Annotated in this window: 22 protein-coding genes and 1 pseudogene; 6 read left to right on the plus strand and 17 right to left on the minus strand. The window is 66.6% G+C overall.

Annotated features, from left to right (window positions below; all coding sequences use genetic code 11):
• Positions 1-266: 266 nt before the first annotated feature.
• The 6 genes from ACLPJJ_RS01145 to ACLPJJ_RS01170 are packed head-to-tail and all read left to right on the plus strand — an operon-like array spanning position 267 to position 7,313.
• On the plus strand, positions 267-1,769 hold the full coding sequence (locus ACLPJJ_RS01145; protein ID WP_443588889.1) for a TSCPD domain-containing protein: 1,503 nt from the start codon (positions 267-269) through the stop codon (positions 1,767-1,769).
• Between the two features lie 3 nt (positions 1,770-1,772).
• Positions 1,773-2,234 (plus strand): RidA family protein, encoded by a 462-nt coding sequence (locus ACLPJJ_RS01150; RefSeq protein ID WP_443588890.1) that lies wholly within the window; start codon positions 1,773-1,775, stop codon positions 2,232-2,234.
• A 57-nt stretch (positions 2,235-2,291) separates the two neighbouring features.
• A complete protein-coding gene (locus ACLPJJ_RS01155) occupies positions 2,292-4,178 on the plus strand; it encodes a polysaccharide biosynthesis protein (protein WP_443588892.1) in 1,887 nt (628 codons plus the stop codon).
• An 11-nt stretch (positions 4,179-4,189) separates the two neighbouring features.
• Positions 4,190-5,338, plus strand: coding sequence for a DegT/DnrJ/EryC1/StrS family aminotransferase (locus tag ACLPJJ_RS01160; protein WP_443588894.1), 1,149 nt, complete (start codon positions 4,190-4,192; stop codon positions 5,336-5,338).
• Between the two features lie 3 nt (positions 5,339-5,341).
• Entirely contained in the window at positions 5,342-6,292 is a 951-nt protein-coding gene (pip, locus tag ACLPJJ_RS01165) for a prolyl aminopeptidase (RefSeq protein WP_443588896.1), read from the plus strand.
• 46 nt (positions 6,293-6,338) lie between these two features.
• Positions 6,339-7,313 (plus strand): TAXI family TRAP transporter solute-binding subunit, encoded by a 975-nt coding sequence (locus tag ACLPJJ_RS01170; RefSeq protein ID WP_443588897.1) that lies wholly within the window; start codon positions 6,339-6,341, stop codon positions 7,311-7,313.
• Positions 7,314-7,453: 140 nt separating this feature from the next.
• On the opposite strand, the pseudogene ACLPJJ_RS01175 reads toward ACLPJJ_RS01170, so the two are convergent.
• The 17 genes and pseudogenes from ACLPJJ_RS01175 to ACLPJJ_RS01255 form a co-directional block, all read right to left on the minus strand.
• Positions 7,454-7,984: pseudogene (locus ACLPJJ_RS01175) on the minus strand (ABC transporter ATP-binding protein); the annotation flags it as partial.
• Positions 7,977-9,227, minus strand: a complete 1,251-nt coding sequence (locus ACLPJJ_RS01180; protein ID WP_443588898.1) for a lipoprotein-releasing ABC transporter permease subunit — start codon at positions 9,225-9,227, stop codon at positions 7,977-7,979. The gene ACLPJJ_RS01180 and the pseudogene ACLPJJ_RS01175, both read right to left, overlap by 8 nt.
• Positions 9,227-10,519, minus strand: a complete 1,293-nt coding sequence (gene proS / locus ACLPJJ_RS01185; protein WP_443588899.1) for a proline--tRNA ligase — start codon at positions 10,517-10,519, stop codon at positions 9,227-9,229. Before proS ends, ACLPJJ_RS01180 begins: the two co-directional genes overlap by 1 nt.
• A 14-nt stretch (positions 10,520-10,533) precedes the next feature.
• Complete coding sequence (locus tag ACLPJJ_RS01190; RefSeq protein WP_443588900.1) at positions 10,534-11,664, minus strand: acyltransferase family protein; 1,131 nt, start codon at positions 11,662-11,664, stop codon at positions 10,534-10,536.
• Positions 11,665-11,912: 248 nt separating this feature from the next.
• Positions 11,913-13,511 carry a ribonuclease J gene (locus tag ACLPJJ_RS01195; RefSeq protein WP_443588913.1) on the minus strand — a complete coding sequence of 533 codons (1,599 nt, stop codon included), beginning with the start codon at positions 13,509-13,511 and terminating at the stop codon, positions 11,913-11,915.
• A 124-nt stretch (positions 13,512-13,635) separates the two neighbouring features.
• On the minus strand, positions 13,636-14,445 hold the full coding sequence (locus tag ACLPJJ_RS01200; protein ID WP_443588901.1) for a type III pantothenate kinase: 810 nt from the start codon (positions 14,443-14,445) through the stop codon (positions 13,636-13,638).
• A 106-nt stretch (positions 14,446-14,551) separates the two neighbouring features.
• Positions 14,552-15,274 carry a biotin--[acetyl-CoA-carboxylase] ligase gene (locus ACLPJJ_RS01205; protein WP_443588902.1) on the minus strand — a complete coding sequence of 241 codons (723 nt, stop codon included), beginning with the start codon at positions 15,272-15,274 and terminating at the stop codon, positions 14,552-14,554.
• Positions 15,271-16,689, minus strand: coding sequence for an NADH-quinone oxidoreductase subunit NuoN (gene nuoN, locus ACLPJJ_RS01210; protein WP_443588903.1), 1,419 nt, complete (start codon positions 16,687-16,689; stop codon positions 15,271-15,273). The genes ACLPJJ_RS01205 and nuoN overlap by 4 nt, the downstream gene beginning before the upstream one ends.
• Entirely contained in the window at positions 16,686-18,206 is a 1,521-nt protein-coding gene (locus tag ACLPJJ_RS01215) for an NADH-quinone oxidoreductase subunit M (protein ID WP_443588904.1), read from the minus strand. Before ACLPJJ_RS01215 ends, nuoN begins: the two co-directional genes overlap by 4 nt.
• Positions 18,207-18,209: 3 nt before the next feature.
• Positions 18,210-20,120, minus strand: a complete 1,911-nt coding sequence (gene nuoL, locus ACLPJJ_RS01220; protein WP_443588905.1) for an NADH-quinone oxidoreductase subunit L — start codon at positions 20,118-20,120, stop codon at positions 18,210-18,212.
• Position 20,121: 1 nt separating this feature from the next.
• The gene (gene nuoK / locus ACLPJJ_RS01225) at positions 20,122-20,430 is read right to left on the minus strand and encodes an NADH-quinone oxidoreductase subunit NuoK (protein ID WP_443588906.1); all 309 of its coding nucleotides are present in this window, start codon (positions 20,428-20,430) and stop codon (positions 20,122-20,124) included.
• Position 20,431: 1 nt separating this feature from the next.
• Positions 20,432-21,067: an NADH-quinone oxidoreductase subunit J gene (locus tag ACLPJJ_RS01230; RefSeq protein WP_443588907.1), complete on the minus strand. Its 636-nt coding sequence runs from the start codon at positions 21,065-21,067 to the stop codon at positions 20,432-20,434.
• 8 nt (positions 21,068-21,075) lie between these two features.
• Positions 21,076-21,564 carry an NADH-quinone oxidoreductase subunit NuoI gene (gene nuoI / locus ACLPJJ_RS01235; RefSeq protein ID WP_443588908.1) on the minus strand — a complete coding sequence of 163 codons (489 nt, stop codon included), beginning with the start codon at positions 21,562-21,564 and terminating at the stop codon, positions 21,076-21,078.
• A 9-nt stretch (positions 21,565-21,573) separates the two neighbouring features.
• Positions 21,574-22,575: an NADH-quinone oxidoreductase subunit NuoH gene (gene nuoH, locus ACLPJJ_RS01240; RefSeq protein WP_443588909.1), complete on the minus strand. Its 1,002-nt coding sequence runs from the start codon at positions 22,573-22,575 to the stop codon at positions 21,574-21,576.
• Positions 22,572-24,626: an NADH-quinone oxidoreductase subunit NuoG gene (gene nuoG, locus ACLPJJ_RS01245; RefSeq protein WP_443588910.1), complete on the minus strand. Its 2,055-nt coding sequence runs from the start codon at positions 24,624-24,626 to the stop codon at positions 22,572-22,574. Before nuoG ends, nuoH begins: the two co-directional genes overlap by 4 nt.
• A gap of 3 nt (positions 24,627-24,629) precedes the next feature.
• Complete coding sequence (nuoF, locus tag ACLPJJ_RS01250) at positions 24,630-25,925, minus strand: NADH-quinone oxidoreductase subunit NuoF (protein ID WP_443588911.1); 1,296 nt, start codon at positions 25,923-25,925, stop codon at positions 24,630-24,632.
• Between the two features lie 2 nt (positions 25,926-25,927).
• Positions 25,928-26,475: complex I 24 kDa subunit family protein (locus tag ACLPJJ_RS01255; protein WP_443588912.1), on the minus strand; the 548-nt coding region annotated here is incomplete at its 5' end.

Here is a 26,475-nt window from a genome sequence, read left to right on the forward strand (position 1 = left end):
CCGCGGAACAGGGTCAGGAAATACAGCCCCGGATTGCGGAACAATCCGCACAGACCGAGGGAACGACCTTTGGTGACGGAAGCGTCGGCGCTGGATGTGCTCATGACTCTTTGTATAGGAGATGCCGTGCGCTTGGTCCATTGCAGCAGTTCACATGGTCCATTGCATTAGACGCAAGAAAGCTATCCACAGGATTTTGTGGTTGCCGCCGCTTTTGACCACAATATGCACTTTAATTGCGGCCCGGCTCGGCATAATGTCGGGGCATGGCACAGATCAAAGCGGAAAAACCCTGGCATGGAATCAAGCAGGCCGTGTTCGCGGCCGCGGCGGACCCTGACTCGCCGCAAGTGACCGTGAAGCTGCCGGCGGCCTGGGGCCAGGCGGCGGCGGATGCGCTCGCGGCCATCCTGCCGGGGGCGCGGCGCATCGACATTGCCGAAATGGCACAAGGCTGGGTTGCGCCGATCGCGGCGCGCGGCACGGCGGCGGGCCTCTCCCCGGAGACCGGCACGGCGCTGCATGAGCTTCTGGCCGCGCGCCGCGGCAGCCCGAGCGCCGATATCTGGCGCAACCGCCCCGGCACCGCGCCCGGCTTCGTCTTCAACATCGCCGCCTACCTTGCCGACGGTGTGTTCGACGCAGGCGCCCTCGCCGCCGATACCCGCCTCGCCGTCACGGCGCTCACGCTGGCAGCACCCGGCGCGCACCGCCTCGCCATCGGCTTTACCGATCTCAACCTGTTCCTCACCCGCCTCGGGCTAGATTACGGCACCCAGGCGGCGCGCGACACGGCGGTGACGCTGACCGCCTTCATCGGCGCGCAGGCGCAAATCGCCTCCGCCGCGCTGCGCGCGCATGGCGCCGCGCCGGGCTACCCCATCGCCACGCCGAAGCTGCCCGAGCATTGCGCCCTGCCGGGGCTGCTCGCCGCCACCGCCGCCGCGCAGGAAGACGCCGCCAGCGCCCTGGCTACGCGGCATGAGGCGCTGCTGGGTTTCGCCGCCGACCCGGCGGTGGAAGCGCTGCTCGGCGCCGAGGTTTGCAATTTCGCCCCGGCCCTCTCCCCGGTGAACGCCGAGGGCAGCCTCACCCTGTGGGCGCAGGAGAAGCTGGCGGCGCTGGGGTTCAGCCCCGGCACGGCGCTCGCGAAGCAGCTTTCCGGCGAGGTGCTGTTCCCCGCCCCGCGCGCGGGCGCGCATCTGGCCATGCACGATGCCCTGGCCCCGCTGGTGGCCGCCATGCCCGCCCGCCCGGCGGAGCCCATGCCGGCCCGCCAGCCAAGCGCGCGCCAGGCCCTGCCCTCGCGCCGCAGCGGCTACACGCAGAAGGTCAGCGTCGGCGGCCACAAGCTGTTCCTCTCCACCGGCGAGTACGAGAACGGCAAGATTGGCGAGATCTTCGTCGCCCTGCACAAGGAAGGCTCGGCCTTCCGCGGGCTGATGGACGCCTTCGCCATCGCCGTCAGCATTGGCCTGCAGCATGGCGTGGGGCTGGAGGATTATGTCGAGGCCTTCACCTTCACCCGCTTCGGCCCCGCTGGCGTGGTCGAGGGCGACCCGGCCGTGCCCGCCGCCACCTCGATGCTGGACTATGTGTTCCGCAATCTGGCGGTGAATTACCTCGGCAGCACCAGCCTCGCCCCGGCCACCCTTGAATCCGCCGACACTGTGGGCGAAGGTGCGGCCGAGCGCGCGCCGCTTCTGCCGCTCGATCTGCCCGCCCCCGCCCCGCGCGAGCGGCGCAAGGCCCTCAAACTGGTGAGCTGACACATGACTGCACTCGAACGCCTGGCCGATCTCGGCATCACTCTGCCCACCCCGATGCCGCCCGTGGCCACCTATGTGTCCGTGAGCATCGCGGGGGATCTGGTCGTCGTCAGCGGCCAGCTACCCGCCGTGGACGGCAAGGTGGCGGTGACCGGCAAGCTCGGCGCCGGGGTGACCCTGGAAGAGGGCCAGCACGCCGCGCGGCTGTGCCTGATCAACGTGCTGGCGCAGCTCAACGCCGCCCTGCCGGGCGGTCTCGCCAGCATCAAGAAGGTGATCCGCCTGGGCGGCTTCATCGCCGCCACGCCGGAGTTCATCCAGCATGCGGTGGTGATGAACGGCGCCTCCGACCTCGCCGTGGCCGTGTTCGGCGATGCCGGGCGGCATGCGCGCTCCACCATCGGCGTGCCCTCCCTGCCGCTCGATGCGGCTGTCGAGGTCGAGGGCATGTTTTCGCTCGCCTAATCCGCCGGCACAACGAAGGGTGGATTCCGTCACGGCCAGGACGCTATAAGCAGTAACATGAGCTGGCCCCGTTCGCCTCTGCCCCGCCGCATGGCGGTAAATATCGCGCTCGACGGGGGGCTGGCGGCGCTTGCCGTGACCCTGAGCTTCTGGCTGGCCAATCCGCAGGCCCCCTGGGCTTGGCCGCATTTCTTTCCGCTCGCCGGCGCGGCGGCCATCTGGCTCATCGGCATTCCCTTCGGTCTGGCGCGCCTGCATTGGCGCTTCGTCTCCTTCCGCGACCTGGCCATGCTGACCGCCGCCGCCATCGTCACCGCCACCATGCTGGTGCTACTGATGATCGGCACAGGGCAGGCCCTGCCCTCGCCCGCCTTCCCGGTCATCCTGGTGCTGGTCCTGGCCCTATTCCTCACCGCGCCCAAATTCTGTTACCGGCTGCTGCGCGAGCCCACAGCCGGGCGCGAGGCGACACAGAGCGCGATCCTCGTCGGCAGCGGTGACAGCACCGAGCGGTTCCTCGCCGCGTATGCCCACAGCCCGGCCCAGCCCTACCGGTTCACCGGGCTGCTGGCGCTGTCGGAAAAACATGTCGGGCGGCGGGTGCACGGGATGGATATTCTGGGCTCCATCACCTCGGCCGACGGCGCGCTGACCCGGCTTGCGTCCAAGCCTGACGTGCTGATCATCACCGCGCCGAATCTCGCCGGCACGGATGTGCAGAATCTGCTCGCCATTGCGGCGCGGCATGGCGCGCGGGTGCTGCGGGCGCCGTGCCTGACGCATCTGGCCCCGGCAGAGCAGCAGGTCGAGCTGCGGCCGATCGCCCTGGAGGATCTCCTCAACCGCCAGCAGGTGCGGCTCGACCACGACGGCATGACTAGGCTGATCGCCGGGCGGCGGGTGCTGGTGACAGGCGCTGGCGGCAGCATCGGCTCTGAACTCGCGCGCCAGCTGGCGGCGCATGCTCCCTCCGAGCTGCTGCTCCTGGATAACAGCGAGTTCGCGCTCTGGCGGATCGACCTCGAACTCTCCGAACTGCACCCAAGCGTGCCGCGCCGCGCCGTGATCGCCGATGTGCGGGATGCGCCGCGCATCCAGGCGCTGATGGACGAATTCCACCCCGAGCTGGTGTTCCACGCCGCGGCGCTGAAGCATGTGCCGATGGTGGAAGCCAACCGGCTGGAAGGGTTGCGCACCAACGCACTCGGCACGCGCATCGTGGCGGATGCCGCGGTGGCCAGCGGCGCCGGGCTGATGGTGCTGATCTCCACCGACAAGGCGGTGAACCCCGGCTCGGTGATGGGCGCCTCCAAGCGCGTGGCGGAGATGTACGCCCAGGCGCTGGACGTGGCGGCCCGCCACGCCGGGTATGGGATGCGCTGCGTGACGGTGCGGTTCGGCAACGTGCTCGGCTCCACCGGCTCGGTGGTGCCGCTGTTCCGCCGCCAGCTGGCCCATGGCGGGCCGCTGACCGTAACCCACCCCGAAATGCGCCGCTACTTCATGACCGTGCGCGAGGCCGTGGGGCTGGTGCTGCAAGCCTCCGTCTCCGGCAGCGGCGCGGAGGCCATCCCCGATGGCGGGATCTTCATCCTGGACATGGGCGAGCCGGTAAAGATCGTGGACCTTGCCCGGCACATGATCCGCCTGGCCGGGCTGCGCCCGGAAGTGGACATCAAGATCGCCTTCACCGGCATGCGGCCAGGGGAAAAACTGTTCGAGGAGCTGTTCCATGGCAACGAACGCCCGGCGCCCAGCGGCCATGATGGGCTAATGATGATCACCCCGCGCATGGCCGACCTCACGGCGATAACGACCGCGCTCGACCGGATGGAAGACGCCGCCGCCGCGGGGGATGAAGCCGCCGCCTTGGCCATGGTGAAAACACTGGTGCCCGAATTTTTACCGCCGCCCGGTCTCGCCGTTTCCGCCGCCGCGGAGTAAACACGGCGATCATGGACGCAGTTAACTTTCCGCCAGTTCCCTTCCTCGACCTCAAAGCCCAGCAGGCACGCCTCGGCCCCAACCTGCGCCAGCGGCTGGATGCGGTGCTGGCGCATGGCCAGTACATCCTGGGGCCGGAAGTGGCCGAGCTGGAGGCGAAGCTCGCCGCGTTCTGCGGCGCGAAGCACTGCGTCACCGTCAGCTCCGGCACAGATGCGCTACAGATCGCGCTGATGGCCGAGGGCATCGGCCGGGGGGACGCGGTGTTCCTGCCCGCCTTCACCTATACCGCCACGGCGGAAGTGCCCCTGCTGCTCGGCGCCACGCCGGTCTTCGTGGATGTCGATCCCCGCACCTTCCAGATCGACCTCAACAGCCTGAAAGCCCGCATCGCCCAGGTGAAGCAGCGCGGCGAATTGCGCTGCCGCGCCATCATCGGCGTGGATCTGTTCGGCCAGCCGGCGGATTGGGCGGGGTTGCGCGCCATCGCCGCGGCGGAAGGGCTGTTCACCCTGGATGACTGCGCCCAGAGCTTCGGCGCGGCACAGGGTGGCGAGCGCCTGGGCAAGGCGGCAGACGCCACTGCCACCAGCTTCTTCCCCTCCAAGCCGCTCGGCGCCTATGGCGATGGCGGCGCGCTGTTCACCGAGTCCGACGAGCGCGCGGCGCTGTACCGCTCGCTGCGCACGCATGGCGAGGGCACGACCCGCTACGAGGTGCTGCGCATCGGCATGAACGGGCGGCTGGACACCATGCAGGCCGCCGTGCTGCTGGCCAAGCTGGAAGTGTTCGAGGGCGAGATCGCCCGGCGCGAGGAGATCGCGCGGATTTACGACGCCGAACTCCGCGGGGTGGTCGACACACCCGCCCGCGTGCCCGACGCGCGGAGCGCCTGGGCCGTGTATTCCGTGCTGCTGCCCGATGCCGCCCAGCGCGATGCCGCCCGCGCCGCGTTGCAGGCCGCCAGCATCGGCAACGCCGTGTACTACCCTCGCGCGCTGCACCAGCAGCCCGCCTATGCCGCCTGCCATGACGGCACGGCCCTGCCAGTCGCGGAATCACTGGGTGCGCGCATCCTGGCGCTGCCTATCCACCCCGACCTCACCGACGAGCACGCACGGCGCACCGCCGCCACGCTGCGCGCGGCAGTTACCGGCTAAGCCATGCCGCGCGGCGATCTGTTCCCGGATATCGCCCCGTTCGAAACCGGGTATCTGCCGCTCGATAACGGCCACACGATGTATTGGGAGCAATCCGGCAACCCGCAGGGGCGGCCGGTATTGTTCCTGCACGGCGGCCCGGGGGCTGGAGCCGGGGCGGTACACCGTCGCTTCTTCGACCCCAATTTCTGGCGCACCATCATCTTCGACCAACGCGGCGCCGGACGTTCGCTCCCCCTCGCGGGCCTGACCGCGAACACCACGCCGCATCTCATCGCCGATATCGAGATGCTGCGCGAATTCCTCGGCATTAAGCGCATGCTGCTGTTCGGCGGCTCCTGGGGCTCCACCCTCGCCCTCGCCTACGCCCAGGCGCACCCGGAGCGCGTAACCGGCGCGGTGCTGCGCGGCATCTTCCTGGGGCGGCCCATCGAGGTGGACTGGTTCCTCTACGGGCTGCAACGCGTCTTCCCCGACGTGCACGCCGCCTTCGCCAATTTTCTGCCCGAGGATGAGCGCCACGACCTGCTGGCCGGCTACTTCAAGCGCCTGACCAACCCGGACCCCGCCGTGCATGGCCCGGCGGCGCGGGCCTGGAGCATCTACGAAGGCTCGTGCTCGACCCTGCTGCCGAGCTTCGACGCCGTCTCCGCCTACGCGCAGGACCCTTCGGCCCTCGGCCTGGCGCGGATCGAGGCGCATTACTTCGACCACGGGCTGTTCCTGCCGGAAGGCGGGCTGCTCGCGCATATGCACCAACTGCGGGGCATTCCCGCCGAGATCATCCAGGGCCGCTACGACATGATCTGCCCGGCGCAGTCGGCCTTCGAACTGGCGGTGAGCTGGCCCTTGGCGCGGCTCACCATCGTGCCCGATGCCGGGCATTCCGCGCTGGAACCGGGCGTGCGCCTCGCCCTCATCGCCGCGCTGGAGCGCTGCCGCGCCTTGACATGAGCCACACGGATGCGGTGATCTCCTACCTCCAGGTCGGAGAAACGAAGTGAGCCTGTCACGCCGGAACTTGCTGCGCCTTGGCCTTGCGCTGCCGGCGATGCCCGCCTTGGCGGATGCCGACACTCCCGCCGCGCTGCTGATGGGCACCGGCTCTCCGGGCGGGGATTTCGCGCTCTACGGCCCGGCCTGGGGCCAGCTCGCCGCCGCGCAGACCGGCATAAGCATCGCCTATCGCGCCACGGGCGGTTCGTCCGCGAACATATTGCTGATCGAGGAAGGCGCTGCCGAGCTGGGCCTGACCACCGTGGCGGTGGCCAGACAGGCCCGTTTCGGCACCGGAGCCTGGACGGACGGGGTGAAGTTCCTGGCCTTCCGCGCGCTGTTCCCGATGTTCCCCTCGGTGCTGCAGATCGTCTCACCGGCGGCGACGGGGATCACTTCGCTCGACGCGCTGTCCGGGCAGGTGATCGGCGTCGGCCCCGCGGGCAGTAGCGCCGCCACCACCATGCCGGATATCCTCGCCAGCATCGGCGTACAGCCCAAGGCCATGGTGGCGGGCGGCTACATCAAGCAGATCCACGACATGCTGTCCGGGCAGATCGCGGCCTGTGCCTTTATCGGCGCGCCGCCTTTGCCCGCCATCGCCCAAGTGGCGATGACGCATAGCCTCTCGCTGATCGGCTTTTCCGGGCCGGAGGCGGCGCAGGTTGCACGCGTGGTGCCGGGCATGAGCCCGATGGTGCTGAAGGCCGGGCTGTTCCCGGGCCAGCACATGGGAATCGGCAGTGTCGGCACAATGAACATCGCCATCGGCGCCGCCAGCCTGCCCAAGGATCTGGCGCAGGCAGTCACCCAGGCCGCGCTTGACCATATGGCGATGCTCGCCGCCGTGATCGACACCCCCCCGAACCCGTCATCGGTGAGCAGCATCACCGACGCGGGCATCACCTTCCACCCCGGCGCCGCGGTGGCGCTACGCCATGCCGGGTTCCGCGTGCCGGATAAATTCGTCGAGGCCTAGATAAGTCGGCCGTCGCGCAGGACTACCTGCCGGTCCATGCGCGCGGCAAGGTCCGGGTTATGCGTGGCGATCAGCGCCGCGACATTCTCCGAGCGCACCACATGGAGCAACTCCTCGAACACGATGTTGGCGGTGGCGACATCGAGATTGCCCGTTGGCTCGTCCGCCAGCAGCAGCGCGGGACGGTTGGCCAGCGCACGGGCGATGGCCACGCGCTGCTTCTCGCCGCCCGAGAGCTTGCCCGGCGGATGCTCGGCGCGCGCGGCGAGGCCGAATTTCTCCAGCAATTCCCGCGAGCGCCTGTTGGCGTCCGCCTCCGGCACCCCGGCGATCATCTGCGGGATGGAGATGTTCTCCAGCGCGGTGAACTCCGCCAGCAGATGGTGGAACTGATAAACGAAGCCAACCTTGCGCAGGCGGATGGCGGTGCGTGCATCGTCGGACAGCGCCCCCGCATCCGTGCCGTCGATGAGCACCCGCCCGCCATCTGGCATTTCGAGCAGCCCGGCGAGGTGCAGCAGGGTGGATTTACCCGAGCCCGAGGGCGCGACCAGAGCGACGATCTCGCCCCGGCGCACGGAAAGTTCCGCGCCGTCGAGCACGGTGAGCGCCTCGGCGCCGGTCCTGTAGGTACGCTGGATGGCTTCCAGCCGGAGCAGAACGTCACTCACTGCGCAGTGTCTCCACCGGGTCGATATGCGAGGCCCGCCAGCTTGGATAGATGGTGGCGAGCAAAGAGAGGATGAGGGACATCACCAGCACCTCCGTCACCTGGTGCCAGTTCAGCTTCGCCGGCAGGGCTTCCAGGTAATAGATGGTCGGGTCGAACAGCTTCACCCCCAGCAGGCGCTGCACGAACAGGCGGATCTGGTCGATATAGGCGCAGAAGGTGACGCCGAGCCCGAAGCCGATAAGCGTGCCAAGCACGCCGACCGAGGCGCCGCACATGAGGAAGATGCGCATCACCGCGCCGGAGCTGGCCCCCATGGTGCGCAAAATGGCGATGTCCCTGGCCTTGTCCTTCACCATCATGATCAGCGAGGAGATGACGTTGAACGCGGCGACGAGGATGATCAGCGTCAGGATCAGGAACATCACGTTGCCTTCCACCGTCACCGCGGCAAGGAAGGAGTCGTTGTTCTGGCGCCAGTCCTGCACGTTGAGCGCGCGGTCCGGGAAGGCGTTGGCGATGGCCTGCTTGATCGCGTCGTCATGGTCCGGGTCGGCGACGAAGACCTGGATCTGCGTCGCCACGCTGGGCTGCTGGAACAGCGTCTGCGCAGCACCCAGCGGCAGGAACACGAAGCTCGAATCGTATTGCTGCATGCCGGTCTGGAAGATCGCCACCACCCGGAAGGACTGGATGGAGGGGATGGTGCCGATGACCGTGGCCTTGCCCTGCGGCAGGATCAGCGTGAGCTGCGAGCCGATGGAAAGGCCGAACTGGCTGGCAAGGCTGCCGCCGATGGCGATGGTGTCGTCCCCCGTGAGGTCGGCAAGGCTGCCCGCCACCACATGGCTGGAGACGGTGGGCAACTGCTCCAGCCCCTCCGGCGTGATGCCACGGGCAACGCCGCCCGTCGCCCCGCCCTGCGGGCCGGACATCAGCACCTCGCCCTGCACGATGGGGAACGCGCCGGTGACGCCGGGGATGCCGTGGATCTTGGCACTCATGGCGTCGTAATCGGTGAGCGCCGTGGTCGCGCCATACACGCCGATATCGCCGTTCAGGCCGAGGATCTGCGAGAGCAGCTCCTGGCGGAAGCCGTTCATCACACTCATCACGATGATCAGCGTGGCCACGCCGAGCGCGATGCCGATGAGCGAGAAGATGGCGATGATGGAGACGAAGCGCTCACCGCGCCGGGCGCGCAAATAGCGCGCCGCGATCTTGCGCTCAAAGGCGATGAACATCAGCCGCGCACCTTGGCGAGAGCCTCTTCCACCGGCAGCTCGAAGCGCTCGCCCGTGGCGCGGCGCTTCAGCTCCACCATGCCGGCGGCAGCGCCGCGCGGGCCGACGATCATCTGCCAGGGATGGCCCATCAGATCGGCCTCGGCGAATTTATGCCCGGCGCGCTCCTCGCGGTCGTCGTACAGCGCGTCGGCGCCCAGGGCGGCGTAGAGTTTCTCGCACAGCGCGTCGGTGACCGCGTCGCCCTGGCGCAGGTTGAGGATGGCGGCCTTGAACGGAGCGATCGCGTCGGGCCAGATGATCCCGGCTTCGTCGTGCCGGGCCTCGATGATGGCGCCGACGAGACGCGAGACGCCGATGCCGTAGGAGCCCATCTCGGGGAAGAATTTCTGTCCGTCCGGCCCGGTGACGGCGAAGTCCATCGCCTCGGAATACTTGGTGCCGAAATAGAAGATCTGCCCGACCTCAATGCCGCGCCCCTCGCGGCGGCGCTCCTGCGGGATCTTGTCCCAGGCTGTGACATCGTGCTTCTCGTCCGTGGCGGCGTAGATCGTCGTCATCTGCTCGTAGAAGGCGTTCACGTCCGTGGCGCTCATCGCGTCACCGGCCTCGAACGCGGCGTCGTAGAACACGCCGGACTCGCCCGTGGGGGCCAGCACGTGGAATTCATGGGAGAGATCGCCGCCAATGGCGCCCGTGTCGGCGCGCATGGGGATGGCGGTGATGCCGATGCGCTGGAAGGTGCGCATATAGGCGAGCATCATGGTGCGGTAGGCGTGCACCGCGCCTTCATAATCCAGGTCGAAGCTATACGCGTCCTTCATCAGGAACTCGCGGCCGCGCAGCACGCCAAAGCGGGGGCGCACCTCGTCGCGGAACTTCCACTGGATGTGATAGGGCATCTGCGGCAGGTCGCGGTAGCTCTTGATGGAATCCCGCACGATGGCGGTGATCATCTCCTCGTTGGTCGGGCCGTAGAGCAGTTCGCGGTCGTGGCGGTCGGTGATGCGCAGCATCTCCTTGCCGTAGGCATCGTAGCGGCCGGATTCACGCCACAGATCCGCGCTCTGGATCGTCGGCATCAGCACTTCCTGCGCCCCGGCGGCGTCCTGCTCCTCGCGCACGATCTGCGCGATCTTGGACAGCACACGGTAGCCGGTTGGCAGCCAGGCATAGATGCCCGAGGCCATCTGCCGGATCATGCCCGCGCGCAGCATCAGGCGGTGCGAGGCGATCTGCGCCTCGGCGGGGGTTTCCTTGAGTGTGGGGATCAGGCTGCGGGACAGACGCATAAAGGACCTTCGAACTAGGAGTGGGCTGGTTTCAGGACTGGCACCCTTTCCGCCAGCCAGCGGTCGGCGGCGCGGCGGCAGGGGGTTTCCACGGCGGTATAAAGCAGAATCGCCAGGACAAAAGTGCCCGCGACCATGCCTGCGGCGAAAAGCGCCGCGTGAGAGACGGGAGTCCACCCGGCGCGGCGGAAAAGCTGGCAGAGCACCAGCTCGGGGATCGAGAAGCTCATGTAGAACGAATACGAGAGCAGGCCCAGCCGGCGCAGCAACTTGCGGTTGCCGAGCATAGGCGCCCACCCGGCATCGGCCTGCATGAGGAAGGCGAACAGCACCGCCCAGATGCCCACCAAGGTGACGAGATCGAGCCCCAGCGCCGCCCCGGCCAGGGTGAAGGCGGCACCGCCATACAGGCACAACCGGCGCAGCCAGGCTTCATCGGCACAAAGATAAACAAAGCGCGCCGTGGCCGCGCCAGCGATGAACTCGGGGAAGAACCGGAACAGCCCGAAGGCGTAGGTGAGGTTGAAGCTGTAATGGTGCGCGACGAAGATCAGCCCCATCACGGTGAACCCGGCGACGGCCGCCTGCACCGCGACGATGGCAGGGCAATAGGTGAGCGCGCACCACAGCAGGGGGAAAAGCAGATAGCCCGCCCATTCGGTGCTGAGCGACCATGACGGATAATTCCACGCGCCCTGCCCCGCCCCGCCCCAGCCCTGCACCAGCAGCAGGTTCTGCAGCAGGGAGGCGAGACCGAACCGCCCCGGATCGCGCGGCGCCCAGCCCAGCGCCAAGCCGGAGAGCACCAGCCCGGCCAGAATGGCGATGGTCGCCAGATGCACCGGATACAGCCGGGCCAGCCGCTTGCCCCAGAACACCAGCATGCTCGCGAAGGGAGGCGGCATGAATTTCGGTGAAGGGTGGCGCCGGTCCTGGTTGGCCAGTTCCGGGTGCACCCGCGCCAGGATGAGGCCTGAGAGGATGAAGAAGCCGTCCACGCCGAGATAGCCACGGCGGATGAGACCGGCGAGCGGGCCGAGCCAAGCCGAGAAGTTCAGGTACAGGTCGATATGGTAAATGAACACCCAGCCCGCGAAGGCGGCACGGCAGATCGTCAGATCGGTAATTTCCTGCTTCGCGGTCATCGGCACTTTCGTCCTAACCAAATAGAAAGAAGCCCGCCAGCCCCATTAGGGCGGCGGGCCAAGTTCAGGGAGGAAACGCCAGTCACACGGCAGGATGAAGAACCAAACCTCATCCCTGAAGCATATACTGCCCTGCACAAAGCCTCGGCGTCCAGCAAAAAGCCATGAAATTTCGCGTAATTTTTAGCCTCTCAGGCAGTTCTTGCCTTTTCTTTAAGCTGTCTTATCCGCGTCATTTCGCTTTCTGCTCAAATATTGTCCAAATGCAGAATATGCACCTCCACCAGCGGGCGCTTGCCCAGGCGCTTGCCGGTGATCCGGCGCAGCGCCGCGCGGGCGGCATCGGTAAAGGCGACCTCGTCACTGCGCAGCCCCTTGGGCAGATCGTTCAGCTCCTCAAGGAACTCGGCCTCATAGGCCAGGCGGGTCTTGCCATCCGCCTCGTCCAGCAGGCCGGGGCCGGAAATGCGCGGCGTGCCGACCACACGGCCACGGTCATCGACAGCAAAGCTGCCCATGACGACGCCATTGAACAGCATGCGCCGGCGCGCGGCGAGGACGCTGCCCTTCAGCGGCAGGATCCGGTCGCCATCGACGACCAGCCGCCCGGTCGGCACGGAATCCACCACGCGCGGCAGGCCGGGGGCGAATTGCAGCACATCGCCATTCTCCACCAGCACGGTGGGAATGCCAGCATGCTGGGCTAAGGCCGCCTGGGTGGAGAGATGCCGCCACTCGCCATGAGTGGGGATGATGTGTTTCGGGCGGACCAGCGCGTAGAGCCGCTTCAGCTCGTCCTGCGCCGGATGGCCGGAGACATGGGTGAACTCTTCGTTATCGGTGATGATATTCACCCCGCGCCGGGCCAGCGCGTCGCGCACCTTGCGTACCGCCAGCTCGTTGCCGGGGATGACGCGGGAGGAGAAGATCACCGTATCACCCTCGCCCAGCACGGCATGGCGGTGCGAGTCGTGTGCGATGCGCGCCAGCGCCGAACGCGGCTCGCCCTGGCTGCCGGTGGTCAGCAGCAGCAGGTTCTCGTCCGGGATCGAGCCGATCATCTCTTCGGGGAGGAGATCCGGCACGTTCTTCAGGTACCCGGCCTCCTGCGCCGCGGCGATGTAGGTGGTGAGGCTGCGCCCGACCAGGCAGACATGCCGCCCCGCCGCCTCGGCCGCGGAGATGATGCTGGAAAGGCGCGCGATATTGCTGGCGAAGCAAGTCACCGCGACCCGCCCCGGCAGGTCCATGATCAGCGCTTCCAGGCTGTTCTTCACGTCCTGCTCGGAGCCGGAATGCCCCTCCACCGTGGCGTTGGTGGAATCGGAGACCATCGCCAGCACACCGGCATCGCCCAGCGCGCGTAGCGCTGCCTCGTCGGTGACCGCGCCGACCACCGGGCTCGGGTCCAGCTTCCAGTCGCCCGTGTGCAGCACCGTGCCGTAGCTGGTGGTGATCGCCAGCCCCTGGGCCTCCGGCGTTGAGTGGGTGAAGCCGTAATAGCGCAGCTCAAACGGCCCCAGGCGCATGTGTCCGCCACAGGGCACCACATTCAGTTTCAGCTCGCGGCCGATACCGGCCTCGGCCAGCTTGCGCTTGAGCACGGCGGCGGCGAACGGCGTGGCATAGACCGGGCAGCGCAGCTGCGGCCAGAGCCGGGCGATGCCGCCGATATGGTCCTCATGCGCATGCGTCACCACCAGGCCGAGCAGCGCCTCGCGCTGTTCCGCGATGAAGGCGGGGTCAGGCAGCAGGATTTCGGCCTCGGGCGTCTCGGGTCCGGTGAACCCCATGCCGCAATCCACCGCCAGCCAGGCGCCGTCGCAGCCATAGAGATTGAAATTCATACCGATTTCACCCGTGCCGCCAAGTGGCACGAAGATGAAAGCGCCTTCCGCGTCGCCCCCGCTTGGCGGCTGGGGCTTGCGGGCGGATTTTGCCATCAGATACTCAACTCCTGAATTCGTTTGATTAGTCGCTGTCCATAAACCGCGTACGGTCGCGCGGCAAAACCGGGGCTGGGTTGCGTTCCGAGAGCAGGCGCAACCCGTCGAGGGTGAGATCCGGGGCGATGGCCATGAACTTGGGCGTGCCCTCGGCGAAGAGCGGCGCCAGCCCGCCAGTGGCAATGGCTTTCAGCTTCTCGCCGAACTCGGTCTCGATGCGCGCGAGCAGCCCTTCGATGAGCCCGACATAGCCCCAATAGATGCCCGACTGCATGGCGGGCACGGTATCGCGCCCGATGACCGAATGCGGGCGGCCGATGCCGATGCGCGGCAGCCGCGCCGCCGCTTGGTGCAGGGCCTCGATGGAAAGGTTGATGCCGGGCGAGATGGCGCCGCCGAGATAGGCGCCGTCCTTGTCCACGACGTCGAAGGTCGTGGCCGTGCCGAAATCCACCACCACCAGCGGGCCGCGATAGTAATGATGCGCGGCCAAGGAGTTGAGCAGGCGGTCGGCACCGACGCCCGCGGGGTTGTCGGTCCTGATCTCGAAACCCCAGTCGAGCGAGGAGCGGGCCACCAGCGGCTCCACGGCGAACCACTCGCGGCACAGCCGGCGCAGATGGTACAGCGCCGCCGGCACCACGGTGCCGAGCACCGCCCGGTCGATTTCGCTCGGCTTGAGGCCGATGCGGGTAAGCAGGGCCTCCAGCCACACGCCATATTCATCGGAGGTGCGCTGCGCCGAGGTCGCCAGGCGCCAGGTGCCGCGCCATTCCAACCCGTCATGCACGGCGAACACGATATTGGTGTTGCCCGCATCGATCACCAGAAGCATGTCTTCCGCCCCTTATCCCTGCCCCAGATCAATGTGCAATTAGCTGGAATCGCCAGATTTCAGCTAATCGCATAAAATTGATCGCCAAATATATAAGCTAGGGCGTTCATCTAATTAATGAACGCTCTAGCAGGACTTCGCCTGTATTGATGGTGTCGATACGATCTTTGTTGCGCAACAGCAATTCGCCCAAAGCGGATAATCCGGCGAAAACGCCCTCCAGCAACCGCCCGCCGGCCTGGATGCGCATCGCCGAGCCAACCGGGTGGGCACGTTCCAGCCAGGCGGCGCGGATGTCGGCGGCGGGAGCCTCCTGCCAAGCGCCGAGGCGGGCCAGCACGGCCTCCGCCATTTGCTGCGCGGAAAGGCTCACGCCATGCGCGGCGAGCGAGGTGGTGCGCCGCCCCTCGATTTCGGGCGCGGCGCGGAGGTTCACGCCGATGCCGATCACCAGCCAGTCCAGCCGGTTTTCCGCCGGGGCGGCGTCGATCAGCACCCCGGCGAGCTTGGCATCGCCGATGAGCACGTCATTGGGCCATTTCAGGCGGGTGGGCGGGGCAAAAAACTGCTCCAGCGCCTCGGCCACGGCCAAGCCGGCAAGCAGGGCGAACATGCCCGTCTCGGCCAAGGGCCGCACCGGGCGCAGCAGAACGGAGAGATTGAGATTGCCTTCCGGCGCCTGCCAGGAGCGGCCACGCGAGCCGCGCCCGGCTGTCTGCTTCAGCGCCAGTACCGCCAGCCCCGCCGCCTCGCCCGCGCGGGCCCGCGCGGTGCAGAGGTCGGATGTGGAGCCAAGTTCGTCGAAAACCTCAAGCCGCCAAGCGGTCAACCCATCAGGGCCTTTGCCGCGGCATCGGCGGCGCTGAGCAGCGGCGCCGGAAGGAAGACGAACAGCGCGGTGGCGGCAGCACCCAGCGCCATGATGAAGTTCACGCTCTTCGGCGCGGCGTCGAATTCAGGCGCGCCGGCATCGAAATACATCACCTTGATGACGCGCAGATAGTAGAAGGCGCTGATCACGCTGGTGATGATACCGATGATGGCGAGCGTGGTGAGCCCCGCGTTGAAGGCAGCGGCGAACACATACAGCTTGCCGAAGAAGCCGGAGAGCGGCGGGATGCCGGCCATTGCCCACATGAACACCGCCAGCGCGAAGGCGAAGCCCGGGCGCTGCGATGCCAGCCCGGCGAGATCGGCGATGGTCTCCACCGCCTGGCCACGGCGGCGCATGGCGATGATGCAGGCGAAGGCGCCGAAGGACATCACGACATAGATGGCGATGTAGACCAGCGTGGCCTGGATGCCAGCCTCAGTGCCTGCGGCGAGGCCCATGAGCGCGTAGCCCATATGGCCGATGGAGGAATAGGCCATCAGGCGCTTGATATTGGTCTGCGAGATGGCGGCGAGGCCGCCCAGCGCCATGGAGATAATGGCGAGGATCTCGACGATCATCTGCCATTGCGGCAGCAGATGCCCGAACGGCCCGATCATCACCGAAAGGAACAGCGCCATGGCGGCGGCCTTGGGCGCGGTGCCGAACAGCGCGGTGACGGAGGTCGGCGCGCCCTCGTACACATCCGGCGTCCACATATGGAACGGCGCTGCGGAGATCTTGAACGCCAGACCGACCATGATGAACACGAGGCCGATGACGGTGCCGTACCCAGCGCCGCCAGCCAGCAGCCCGGCCAGGGAGACGAAATTCGTCGTCCCGGCAAAGCCGTAGACCAGCGAGATGCCGTACACCAGCAGTCCGGAAGCCAGCGCGCCGAGGACGAAGTACTTCAGCCCGGCCTCGGTGGAGCGCACCGAGTCACGCGCCAGCGCCGCAGTGATGTAGAGGGCCAGGGATTGCAGCTCGAACCCGACATAAAGGGTCATCAGGTCGTTGGCGGAGATCATCACCACCATGCCAAGCACCGCGAACAGCACCAGGATCGGGTACTCGAAGCGGGCGATCCCTTCCTTGCTGTTATAGTCGAGCGAGAGCACCAGCGCCGCCGCCGCCGCAAGATAAACGACGCCATCGGCGAAGCGGGTGAACAGGCTGGTCTTCAGCAGCCCGCCGAAGAGCAAGCCATCCGGCGCGGCACAGGAGGCCAAGGCCGCCAGCGCCAGAAGGACGATGGCGCCTGCCGTGATGAAGCAGGTGGGCTCGCGTTTGGCCAGCACGCCGATGAGCAGCAGCGCCATGCCGCCGACGCCGAGAAGCAGGGCGGGAAGAACGGGGAGCAAGGAGGTCATTTCTGCGTCACCATGGCCAAGGCCGAGTGGGAGGAAAGCGCCGCGGTGTGCGCCTGCACGAGCGAGGCCACCGAGGCGTCGAACATATGCGTGAAGCTGGTGGGGTAGATGCCCAGCCACAGCACCAGCGCCGCCAGCGGCAGCAGCATGGCGTATTCACGCGGCTTCAGGTCGGAGATCTGCGCCAGCTCCGGGTGAGTGAACTTGTCGAACAGCACGGCGCGGACCATCACCAGCATATAGGCGCAGCCCAGCACCATGCCGGCGCCGCCCAGCAGCGAGACCCAGAAATTCACCTTCATGGCGCCGACGATGACCAGGATCTCGCCGATGAAGCCGGAGGTGCCCGGCAGGCCCATATTGGCCAGGGAGAACAGCATCAGCAGCGCGGCATAGGCCGGCATCCGCGCGGCCAGACCGCCAAGGCGCGAGAGGGCCAGCCCCTCGCCACGGGCCAGGATCACGCCGGTGCAGACGAACAGGCCCGCGATGACGATGCCGTGCGAGAGCATCTGGAACAGCGCGCCCTCGATCCCCTCCACCGTGAAGGTGAAGATGCCGATGATGATGACGCCCATATGCGCCACCGAGGAGTAGGCGATCAGGCGCTTCATGTCCGTCTGCGCCAGGGCGACGAAGGAAATGTAGATGACCGCGACCACGCCCAGCGTGAACATCAGCGGCTCGGCGGCAGCACTTGCGGCAGGCAGCATCGGCACCGCGAAGCGCAGGAAGCCGTAGGCGCCCATCTTGGACAGCACGGCCGCCAGCATGATGGTGCCGGGGGTCGGTGCCTCGCCATAGGCATCCGGCAGCCAAGTATGCAGCGGCCACACCGCGGCCTTCACGCCGAAGGAGGCGAGGAAGGCGGCGAACAGCCACATCTGCGCCTGGGCGGAAATCGGCGTCCTGATCAGCGTGGCAATGTCCGTGGTGCCGGCATGGTGCCACAGCCAGACCAGGGCCAGCAGCATGAACAGCGACCCGGCCAGGGTGAAGAGGAAGAACTTCACCGCCGCGTAGATGCGCTTCGCACCGCCCCAGACGCCGATGATGAGGTACATCGGCAGCAGCACGGCTTCGAAGAAGATGTAGAACAGCAGGAAATCCGTGGCCGCGAACATGCCGGTGGTCATGGTCTCCAGCAGCAGCATTGCCGCGAAGAAGGACCGGGCCCGCTTGGTAATGGTGGCGCTGGACAGGATGGCGATAGGGGTGAGCACCAGCGTCAGCAGGATGAGGAACAGGCTGATGCCGTCCACGCCCATGCGGTACTGGATATCGAGCCCGGGGAGCCAGCTCGCCGTCTCGACGAACTGGTAGCCCGCCTCGGCCGGGTTGAACTGCGTCCAGAGATAGACGCCGAGCGCCAGCGCCAGCAGCGAGATGCCGAGTGCCGCTTGCCGCGCTTGCCTTGCGACCGCCACCTCGTCGCCCCGCAGTGTGGCGAGATACGCCACGCCCAGCAGGGGCAGGTAGGTGATGAGCGAAAGGATGGGAAAACCTGCCACGTTCATGGTTTACCGGACCCAGAGAAAGAGGCTGAGGAAGCCGAGCAGGCCAATCAGCATGACAAAGGCGTACAGCGCGATCGAACCGGTTTGCAGTTTGACCGTCTGCGTCGAGGCATCGGTGGTGAGCGCGGCGAGGCCGTTCGGCACGCCGTCGATCACCTGCTCGTCACCGAAGCGCCAGGCGAGTTTGGCCAGGCGCAGCGCCGGGCGGACGAGCAGCCAGTCATACAGCTCGTCGAAGTACCACTTGTTCAGCAGGAAGCGGTACAGCCAGCCGAACTGCTGCGACAGCGCGCCAGGGATGGCGGGAGCCAGCACGTAGAAGACGAAGGCGACCGCGAAACCGGCGATGCCAATGGCGAGCGGCGCGGCGGCGGCCCAGGCGGGGAGGCTTTCCAGCATGCCCATCGGGGAGTTCGCCGTGACATCGATGCTCGAACCCCAGAAGTGGATGTAATTGCCGCCGATGAAGTTGTTCTTCAGCAGGTAGCCAGCGCCCACCGCGCCAACCGACAGGCCGATCAGCGGCACCAGCATCACCAGCGGGCTCTCATGCACATGCTCCTGCACATGCTTGGGCGCGCGGGACGTGCCGTGGAAAGTGAGCAGGAACAGGCGGGCGATGTAGAAGGCGGTGAGGCCCGCGGTGAACACGCCCAGATACCAGCCATACATCGAGATCGGCGTATGGGCGGCGAAGGCGGCTTGCAGGACCGCGTCCTTCGAGTAGTAGCCGGCGAAAGGCGGAATACCGGCCAGCGCCAGCGAACCAATGAGCATCATCAGCCAAGTGACCGGCAGCTTGCGGGCAATGCCACCCATCAGGCGGATATCCTGCTCGTCGGACATCGCATGGATCACAGAGCCGGCCGACAAGAACAGCAGCGCCTTGAAGAAGGCGTGGTCGATCAAGTGGAACATCGCCACGGGATAGGCCCCCACGCCGACGGCCAGGAACATGTAGCCGAGCTGCGAGCAGGTGGAGTAGGCGATGATGCGCTTGATGTCGTTCTGCACGCAGCCGACCGTGCCCGCGAAGAAGGCCGTGGTGGCGCCGATGATGGTGATGAACTCCAGCGTGCCCGGGGCGGCGTCCATCAGCGGCGACATGCGCACGATCATGAAGACACCGGCGGCGACCATGGTGGCGGCGTGGATGAGCGCCGAGATCGGCGTCGGGCCTTCCATCGCGTCCGGCAGCCAGGTGTGCAGGAAGAGCTGCGCCGACTTGCCCATCGCGCCGATGAACAACAGGACGGCGATCACTTCGAGAACCGGGAAGGCCGTGCCGAACAGCGTGTAGCTGTTGCCCGCGTGCGCTGCCACGGCGGCAAAGATGCCGTCGAAAGAGATGGTGCCGAACACGACGTAGATGAGCGCGATGCCGACGGCGAAGGCGAGGTCGCCGATGCGGTTGACGATGAAGGCCTTGATGGCGGCGGCATTGGCGGCCGGGCGGTCGTACCAGTAGTTGATCAGCAGGTAGGAGACGAGACCGACGCCCTCCCAGCCGAAGAACAGCTGCAGCAGGTTATTCGCCGTCACCAGCATCAGCATGGCGAAGGTGAACAGCGACATATAGGAGAAAAAACGCGGCGCGGTCTTGTCATGCGCCATGTAGCCGATGCTGTAGACATGGATCAGCATGGACACGATGCTGACCATCACCACCATGGCGAGGCTCAGCTCGTCCTGGCGCAGGGTCCAGTCCGGCGTGAAGCCGCCGACCGAGATCCAGGTGGCCAGATGCAGCGGCGCCTGCACCCCGCCCAGCTGGGCGAGCACGCCGGCCAAGGCGCAGACCAGCATGAAGGCGATGCTGCCGCCGATGGCGGCGTGCCGGCCGATGAAGGGACGCGCCACACCCGAGATGAGCGAGCCGACGAGCGGGGCGAAAACGGCGATCAGCGTATACATATCAACCCCTCATCGTGGTCACGTCTTCGACCTCGATCGAGCCGCGGTTTCGGAAGTAGATGACGAGAATGGCGAGGCCGATGGCGGATTCCGCCGCCGCGACCGTGAGCACGAACATGGTGAAGACCTGGCCCACCATGTCGTGCAGCGCGCCGGAGAAGGCCACGAAATTGATGTTGGCCGCGAGCAGGACCAGTTCGATCGACATCATGATGACGATGATGTTCTTGCGGTTCATGAAGATACCGAACACGCCGATAACCAGCAGCAGCCCGGCAACCACGAGATAATGCGACAAGGGCACCAGCATGTCAGAGTGTCTCCTTCTCTTTCGGGGGCATGGCGGCGCCAGCGCCAAGCTCGGCATGCACCATCACCAGCGTCTGCTCCGGCGTGCGGGCGTGCTGCACGCTGAGCTTCTGGTGCAGCGAGCGCTTGCGTTCGCGGTGCGTGAGCACGATCGCGCCGATCATCGCCACCAGCAGCACCATGGCCGAGAGCTGGAACAGCGGCAGGTAGCTTGTGTAGATCAGGCTGCCCAGAGCCGCCGTGTTGGAAATGTTATCCGGCGTCGGGTGCAGCCGCGCCGCCGGGGCACCAGCGAGCACGGTCCAGCCCGAAACCACTAGGCAAAGCTCGCCGAACAGGACGAGCGCGACCAGCGCGCCGACCGGAGCGTAACGCTGGAAGCCTTCCTTCAGCGCGGCGAAGTCCACATCCAGCATCATCACCACGAAGAGGAACAGCACCGCGACGGCGCCGACATAGACAATGGCAAGGATGAAGGCCAGGAACTCCGCACCCGCCAGCAGGAACAGCACCGCGGCGTTGACGAAGGCCAGGATCAGGAACAGCACCGCATGCACGGGGTTGCGGGCGGTCACCACCATCACCGCCGAAGCCAGCAGGATGAGGGAGAACAGGTAAAACGCGAGGTTTACGATCATGGCGGGTTCTACCGGTAAGGGGCGTCGAGTTCGAGGCGCTTGGCGATTTCGGCTTCCCAGCGGTCGCCATTATCCAGCAGCTTCGCCTTGTCGTAGAGCAGCTCCTCGCGCGTCTCGGTGGCGAACTCGAAGTTCGGCCCCTCGACAATGGCATCCACGGGGCAGGCTTCCTCGCACAGGCCGCAATAGATGCACTTGGTCATGTCGATGTCGTAGCGCGTGGTGCGGCGCGAGCCATCCTCGCGCGGTTCCGCCTCGATGGTGATCGCCTGCGCGGGGCACACCGCCTCGCACAGCTTACAGGCGATGCAGCGTTCCTCGCCGTTCGGGTAGCGGCGCAGCGCGTGCTCACCCTTGAAGCGCGGGCTGATCCGGTTCTTCTCGAACGGGTAGTTGAGAGTCGCCTTGGGCTTGAAGAAAAAACGCAAGGTGAGGGCAAGACCGCAGAGGATCTCCCAGAGCACAAGGCTCCACGCCATTCGGCCGAGACGGTTCATTTCACAACCTCAAGCATTGGGCAACCATCCGAAATATTCCATCACCCCGGCCACCGCGACGAGGTAGACCAGCGTGATCGGCAGAAACACCTTCCAGCCCAGGGCCATCAGCTGGTCGTAACGCAGGCGCGGCAGCGTGGCGCGCACCCAGACGAAGACGAACAGGCAGATCAGGATCTTGAGCAGGAACCACAGCACGCCCGAGGGCAGGAACGGGATCGGCGAGAGCCAGCCGCCCAGGAAGAGCGTGGTGGTCATCGCGCTGATGAGGATCATGTTCGCGTATTCGCCGAGGAAGAACAGCGCGAAGGACATGGCGCTGTATTCCACGAAGAACCCGGCCACGATCTCCGATTCACCTTCCGCGAGGTCGAACGGCGCGCGGTTGGTTTCGGCGAGGCCCGAGATGAAGAAGATGACGAAGAGCGGGAACAGCGGGATGGCAAACCAGAGATGGCGCTGCGCCAGAACGATATTGTTCAGGTTCAGGGTGCCCGCGCAGATCAGCACGGTGACGATGACGAAGCCCATCGAGACTTCGTAGGACACCATCTGCGCCGCCGAGCGCAACGCGCCGAGGAAGGCGTATTTGGAGTTCGACGCCCAGCCGGCGATGATGATGCCGTACACGCCGAGCGAGGATACCGCGAAGAGATAAAGACCGCCGACATTGATATCGGCAATCGCCCAATGGTTGTTCACCGGGATCACCGCCCAGGCGACGATGGCGAGGCCAAAGGTGAGCATCGGCGCCAGCGTGAACAGCAGCTTGTCGGCGCCGGCGGGCGTGATCGTCTCCTTCATCAGCATCTTGATCGCGTCAGCGAAAGGCTGCGCGAGGCCGAACGGGCCGACGACATTCGGGCCCTTGCGGAGCTGGATCGCGCCCATCACCTTGCGCTCGAACCAGGTGAGATACGCCACGCCGATCAGCACCGGCACGATCAGTGCCAGCGACTCCAGCAGGGTGAGGATGATAATTCCCAGATTGGTTTGGAAAAACGTGCTCATTCGGCCGCCTCCGCATGAGCGGGGTAATGCGCCGCGACGCAGGCCGCCATTGTCGGGCTGGCGCGGCTGATGACATCGGTCTGGTAATAATTGGCGAAGACCGGGGTGAAGGGCGCCGCCGCAATCGCTGCCGCATCGCCCGCGGGGGCGGTGGCATCGTTACCGGCGAGGCGGTGGAAGCCCTGGCCGAACACCGGATAGCTCGCCTTCAGGTGCTCGCGCAGCTGCTCCAGCGTGTCATACGGCAAGGCATGGCCGATATAGGCGCTGATGGCGCGGATGATGCGCCAGTCCTCGCGCGCATCGCCCGGCGGCAGCACGGCGGCGAAGCCCTGCTGCACCCTGCCCTCGGTGCTGACGTAGGTGCCATCCTTCTCGGTGTAGGCCGCACCCGGCAGGATCACATCCGCGCGGGCAGCGCCGGCATCGCCGTGGTGGCCCTGGTAGATCACAAACGTGTCCTTGCCGATCGCCTTGGTATCCAGCTCATCGGCGCCAAGCAGCCAGAGCACGTCCACGCCGCCATTCAGCATGGCCTTGGTGGACTTGCCGCCCGGGCCGGACAGGAAGCCGAGATCCAGCCCGCCGACGCGGGAAGCCGCATGGTGCAGCACGTTGAAGCCGTGCCACTCGGCGGTGAGCATGTTGTACTGCGCCGCCAGCTTCCAGGCCGCCGCGTGCAGCGCCGCGCCATCGGGGCGGGCCAGCGCGGCGGCACCCAGGATGATCATCGGCTTCTTCGCGGCCTTCAGCACCTCGGCGAAGGGATGCATACCGTCGGCCAGCGCCTTCAGCGCCTCCGGCCCGGCGCCGATGCGCTCAACCGGATAGGTCAGCTCGCCCGCCTCGCCCACCAGCCCGGCGGTGAAGCCGCCAGCCAGCCAGCGCTTGCGGATGCGGGCGTTGAGCACCGGGGCCTCGTGGCGCGGATTGCTGCCGATGATCAGCAGCGCATCGGCTTCCTCGATACCGGCGATGGTGGTGTTGAACAGATAGAAGGCGCGGCGGGAGGCGTCGAACACGGCACCGTCCTGGCGGCAATCCAGATTGGGCGAGCGCAGCGCGGTGAAGAACTCCTTCAGCGCCAGCATGCTCTCGGCATCGCACAGATCGCCCGCAATGGCGCCGATCTTCTCCGGCGCCGTGCCCTTCACGCGGTTGGCGATGGCGGCGAACGCCTCTTCCCAGCTCGCGGCGCGCAGCTTGCCGTTTTCGCGCAGCCAGGGGCGGTCCAGACGGCGGCGCTTCAGGCCATCCACAGCGAAGCGGGACTTGTCGCCCAGCCACTCCTCGTTCACGTCGTCATTCATGCGCGGCAGGATGCGCAGCACCTCCGCCCCGCGGGCATCGACGCGGATATTCGCGCCCAGCGCGTCCAGCACGTCCACGCTGTCGGTCTTGCGCAGCTCCCAGGGGCGCGCGGTGAAGGCATAGGGCTTGGAGGTCAGCGCGCCGACTGGGCAGAGGTCGATGATGTTGCCGGAAAGCTCGGAACTCAGCGCCTTCTCGACATAGGTGCCGACCTGCGTGGTCTCGCCACGGAACGTGGCGCCAAGCTCGGCCACACCGGCAACCTCGGTGGTGAAGCGGACGCAGCGCGTGCAATGGATGCAGCGGGTCATCGTGGTCTTCACCAGCGGGCCCCAATCGGGCTTGGAGACGGCGCGCTTCTGCTCGTCATAGCGCGAATAATCGCGCCCATAGCTCACCGCCTCGTCCTGCAGGTCACACTCGCCGCCCTGGTCGCAGATGGGGCAGTCCAGCGGGTGGTTGATGAGCAGGAATTCCATGACACCGCGGCGGCCCTTGCGGACCATCTCGGTATCGGTGTGCACCACCATGCCCTCGGCCACCGGCATGCCGCAGGATGCCTGCGGCTTCGGCGGCATCTTCTCGATCTCCACCAGGCACATGCGGCAATTGCCGGCGATGGAGAGACGCTCATGGTAGCAGAAGCGGGGGATCTCGATGCCCGCGGCGTCCGCCGCCTGGATCACGGTCGAACCGGCGGGAACCTCGACTTCGACACCGTCAATGGTGAGTTTTACCATGGCTTACTCCGCCGCCTGCGCCACATTCTGCGGCGGCTGATAATCGGTTGCCCGCGCCTCGACCGTGGGACGGAAGGCGCGCATCAGGCCCTGGATCGGCCAGGAGGAGGCCTCACCGAAGGCGCAGATCGTGTGGCCGGCCACCTGGGTCGTCACCTGCTCCAGCAGGGCGATGTCGGCCATGGTCGCCTTGTTCTGCACGATGCGGTCCATCTGGCGCATCATCCAGCCGGTGCCCTCGCGGCACGGCGTGCACTGGCCGCAGCTCTCATGCTTGAAGAACTTGGACAGGCGCCAGATCGCCTTCACCACGTCCACGGACTTGTCCATGACGATGATGGCGCCCGAGCCCATGCCGGACTTCACGGCGGCGAGGCTGTCGAAATCCATGAGCTGCACATCGGCCATCGCCTTGTTCAGGATCGGCATGGAGGCGCCGCCGGGGATGATGGCCTGCAGGTTGTCCCAGCCGCCGCGCACGCCGCCGGCATGCTTCTCGATCAGGTCCTTCAGCGGCACGCCGAGTTCTTCCTCGACATTACAGGGATTGTTCACATGGCCGGAGATGCAGAAGATCTTCGTGCCCGCGTTCTTCGGCCGGCCCAGCCCGGCGAACCAGGCGGCGCCGCGGCGCATAATGGTGGGCGCGCCGGCGATGGTCTCGACATTGTTCACCGTCGTCGGGCAGCCATACAGGCCCATCGCCGCCGGGAAGGGCGGCTTCATGCGCGGCATGCCCTTCTTGCCTTCCAGGCTTTCCAGCATGGCGGATTCTTCGCCGCAAATATACGCGCCGGCGCCGCGCTGCAGCACGAGGTCAAAATCCCACCCGCTATTCGCCGCATTCTTGCCCAGAAGCCCTGCTTCATAGGCTTCGTCGATGGCGGCCTGGAGACGCTGCGCTTCGTTGTAATACTCGCCACGGATATAGATGAACGCCGTATGGGCACCCATGGCGAAACCGGCGATCAGCGCGCCCTCGATGAGCTTGTGCGGCTCATTGCGGATGATGTCGCGGTCCTTGCAGGTGCCGGGCTCGGACTCGTCGGCGTTGATGACGAGGTAGCTCGGGCGGCCATCGCTCTGCTTGGGCATGAAGGACCACTTCATGCCGGTGGGGAAGCCAGCGCCGCCACGCCCGCGCATGCCGGAGGCCTTCATCTCCTCGACCAGCGCATCGCGGCCGCGGGCGATGATCTCGGCCGTGCCGTCCCAGTCGCCACGGGCGCGCGCGCCCGCAAGGCGCCAGTCCTGCTGGCCGTAGAGGTTCTGATAGATGCGATCGGAATCCTTGAGCATGGTTACTCCCCGGAACCAGAAGCGGGCAGAAGCGTGGTCTGGCCGGAGGCCGGTGCCGAGGACGCGCGCCCGCCCAGCGACCCCGCCGGCGGCTGCGGCTTGCCGGCCCTGAGGTCCCCGATCAGCGCCTCGGTGCGCACCGCGTCCATGTCCTCGTAATAATCGTCGTTGACCTGCAGGATCGGCGCATTCACGCAGGCGCCGAGGCATTCCGCCTCGGTCAGGGTGAACAGCCCGTCCTCGCTGCTCTCGCCGAAATGGGCGATGCCGCTCGCCGTCTTGCAGGCGGACACGATGTCATCCGAGCCGCGCAGCCAGCACGGCGTGGTGGTGCATACCTGCAGATGGTACTTGCCCACCGGCTTGAGGTTGAACATCGTGTAGAACGTAGCGACCTCGTAGATGCGCATCGGCGCGGCGCCGAGGCGCTTGGCCACGGCATCCAGCGCCGCCTGCGGCAGCCAGGCGGAGCCGGTGGTGCGACCAACCTGGCGCTGGGCGATGTCGAGCAGCGTCTTCACCGCGCTCATCTGCCGCCCTTCCGGGTACT

This window comes from Acidocella sp., from assembly GCF_052326845.1.
GTDB lineage: Bacteria > Pseudomonadota > Alphaproteobacteria > Acetobacterales > Acetobacteraceae > Acidocella.

Coding starts and splice junctions, on each gene's coding strand:
- ACLPJJ_RS01150 (WP_443588890.1), top strand. CDS start 1,773: ATGACTGCACTCGAACGCCTGGCCGATCTCGGCATCACTCTGCCCACC.
- nuoG (WP_443588910.1), bottom strand. CDS start 24,626: ATGGTAAAACTCACCATTGACGGTGTCGAAGTCGAGGTTCCCGCCGGT.
- ACLPJJ_RS01200 (WP_443588901.1), bottom strand. CDS start 14,445: ATGCTTCTGGTGATCGATGCGGGCAACACCAATATCGTGTTCGCCGTG.
- ACLPJJ_RS01145 (WP_443588889.1), top strand. CDS start 267: ATGGCACAGATCAAAGCGGAAAAACCCTGGCATGGAATCAAGCAGGCC.
- nuoL (WP_443588905.1), bottom strand. CDS start 20,120: ATGTATACGCTGATCGCCGTTTTCGCCCCGCTCGTCGGCTCGCTCATC.
- ACLPJJ_RS01155 (WP_443588892.1), top strand. CDS start 2,292: ATGAGCTGGCCCCGTTCGCCTCTGCCCCGCCGCATGGCGGTAAATATC.
- ACLPJJ_RS01160 (WP_443588894.1), top strand. CDS start 4,190: ATGGACGCAGTTAACTTTCCGCCAGTTCCCTTCCTCGACCTCAAAGCC.
- ACLPJJ_RS01180 (WP_443588898.1), bottom strand. CDS start 9,227: ATGTTCATCGCCTTTGAGCGCAAGATCGCGGCGCGCTATTTGCGCGCC.
- nuoN (WP_443588903.1), bottom strand. CDS start 16,689: ATGACCTCCTTGCTCCCCGTTCTTCCCGCCCTGCTTCTCGGCGTCGGC.
- nuoH (WP_443588909.1), bottom strand. CDS start 22,575: ATGAGCACGTTTTTCCAAACCAATCTGGGAATTATCATCCTCACCCTG.
- pip (WP_443588896.1), top strand. CDS start 5,342: ATGCCGCGCGGCGATCTGTTCCCGGATATCGCCCCGTTCGAAACCGGG.
- ACLPJJ_RS01230 (WP_443588907.1), bottom strand. CDS start 21,067: ATGATCGTAAACCTCGCGTTTTACCTGTTCTCCCTCATCCTGCTGGCT.
- nuoF (WP_443588911.1), bottom strand. CDS start 25,925: ATGCTCAAGGATTCCGATCGCATCTATCAGAACCTCTACGGCCAGCAG.
- ACLPJJ_RS01195 (WP_443588913.1), bottom strand. CDS start 13,511: ATGAATTTCAATCTCTATGGCTGCGACGGCGCCTGGCTGGCGGTGGAT.
- ACLPJJ_RS01215 (WP_443588904.1), bottom strand. CDS start 18,206: ATGAACGTGGCAGGTTTTCCCATCCTTTCGCTCATCACCTACCTGCCC.
- proS (WP_443588899.1), bottom strand. CDS start 10,519: ATGCGTCTGTCCCGCAGCCTGATCCCCACACTCAAGGAAACCCCCGCC.
- ACLPJJ_RS01190 (WP_443588900.1), bottom strand. CDS start 11,664: ATGACCGCGAAGCAGGAAATTACCGATCTGACGATCTGCCGTGCCGCC.
- nuoK (WP_443588906.1), bottom strand. CDS start 20,430: ATGCTGGTGCCCTTGTCGCATTATCTCGTGGTTGCCGGGCTGCTGCTG.
- nuoI (WP_443588908.1), bottom strand. CDS start 21,564: ATGAACCGTCTCGGCCGAATGGCGTGGAGCCTTGTGCTCTGGGAGATC.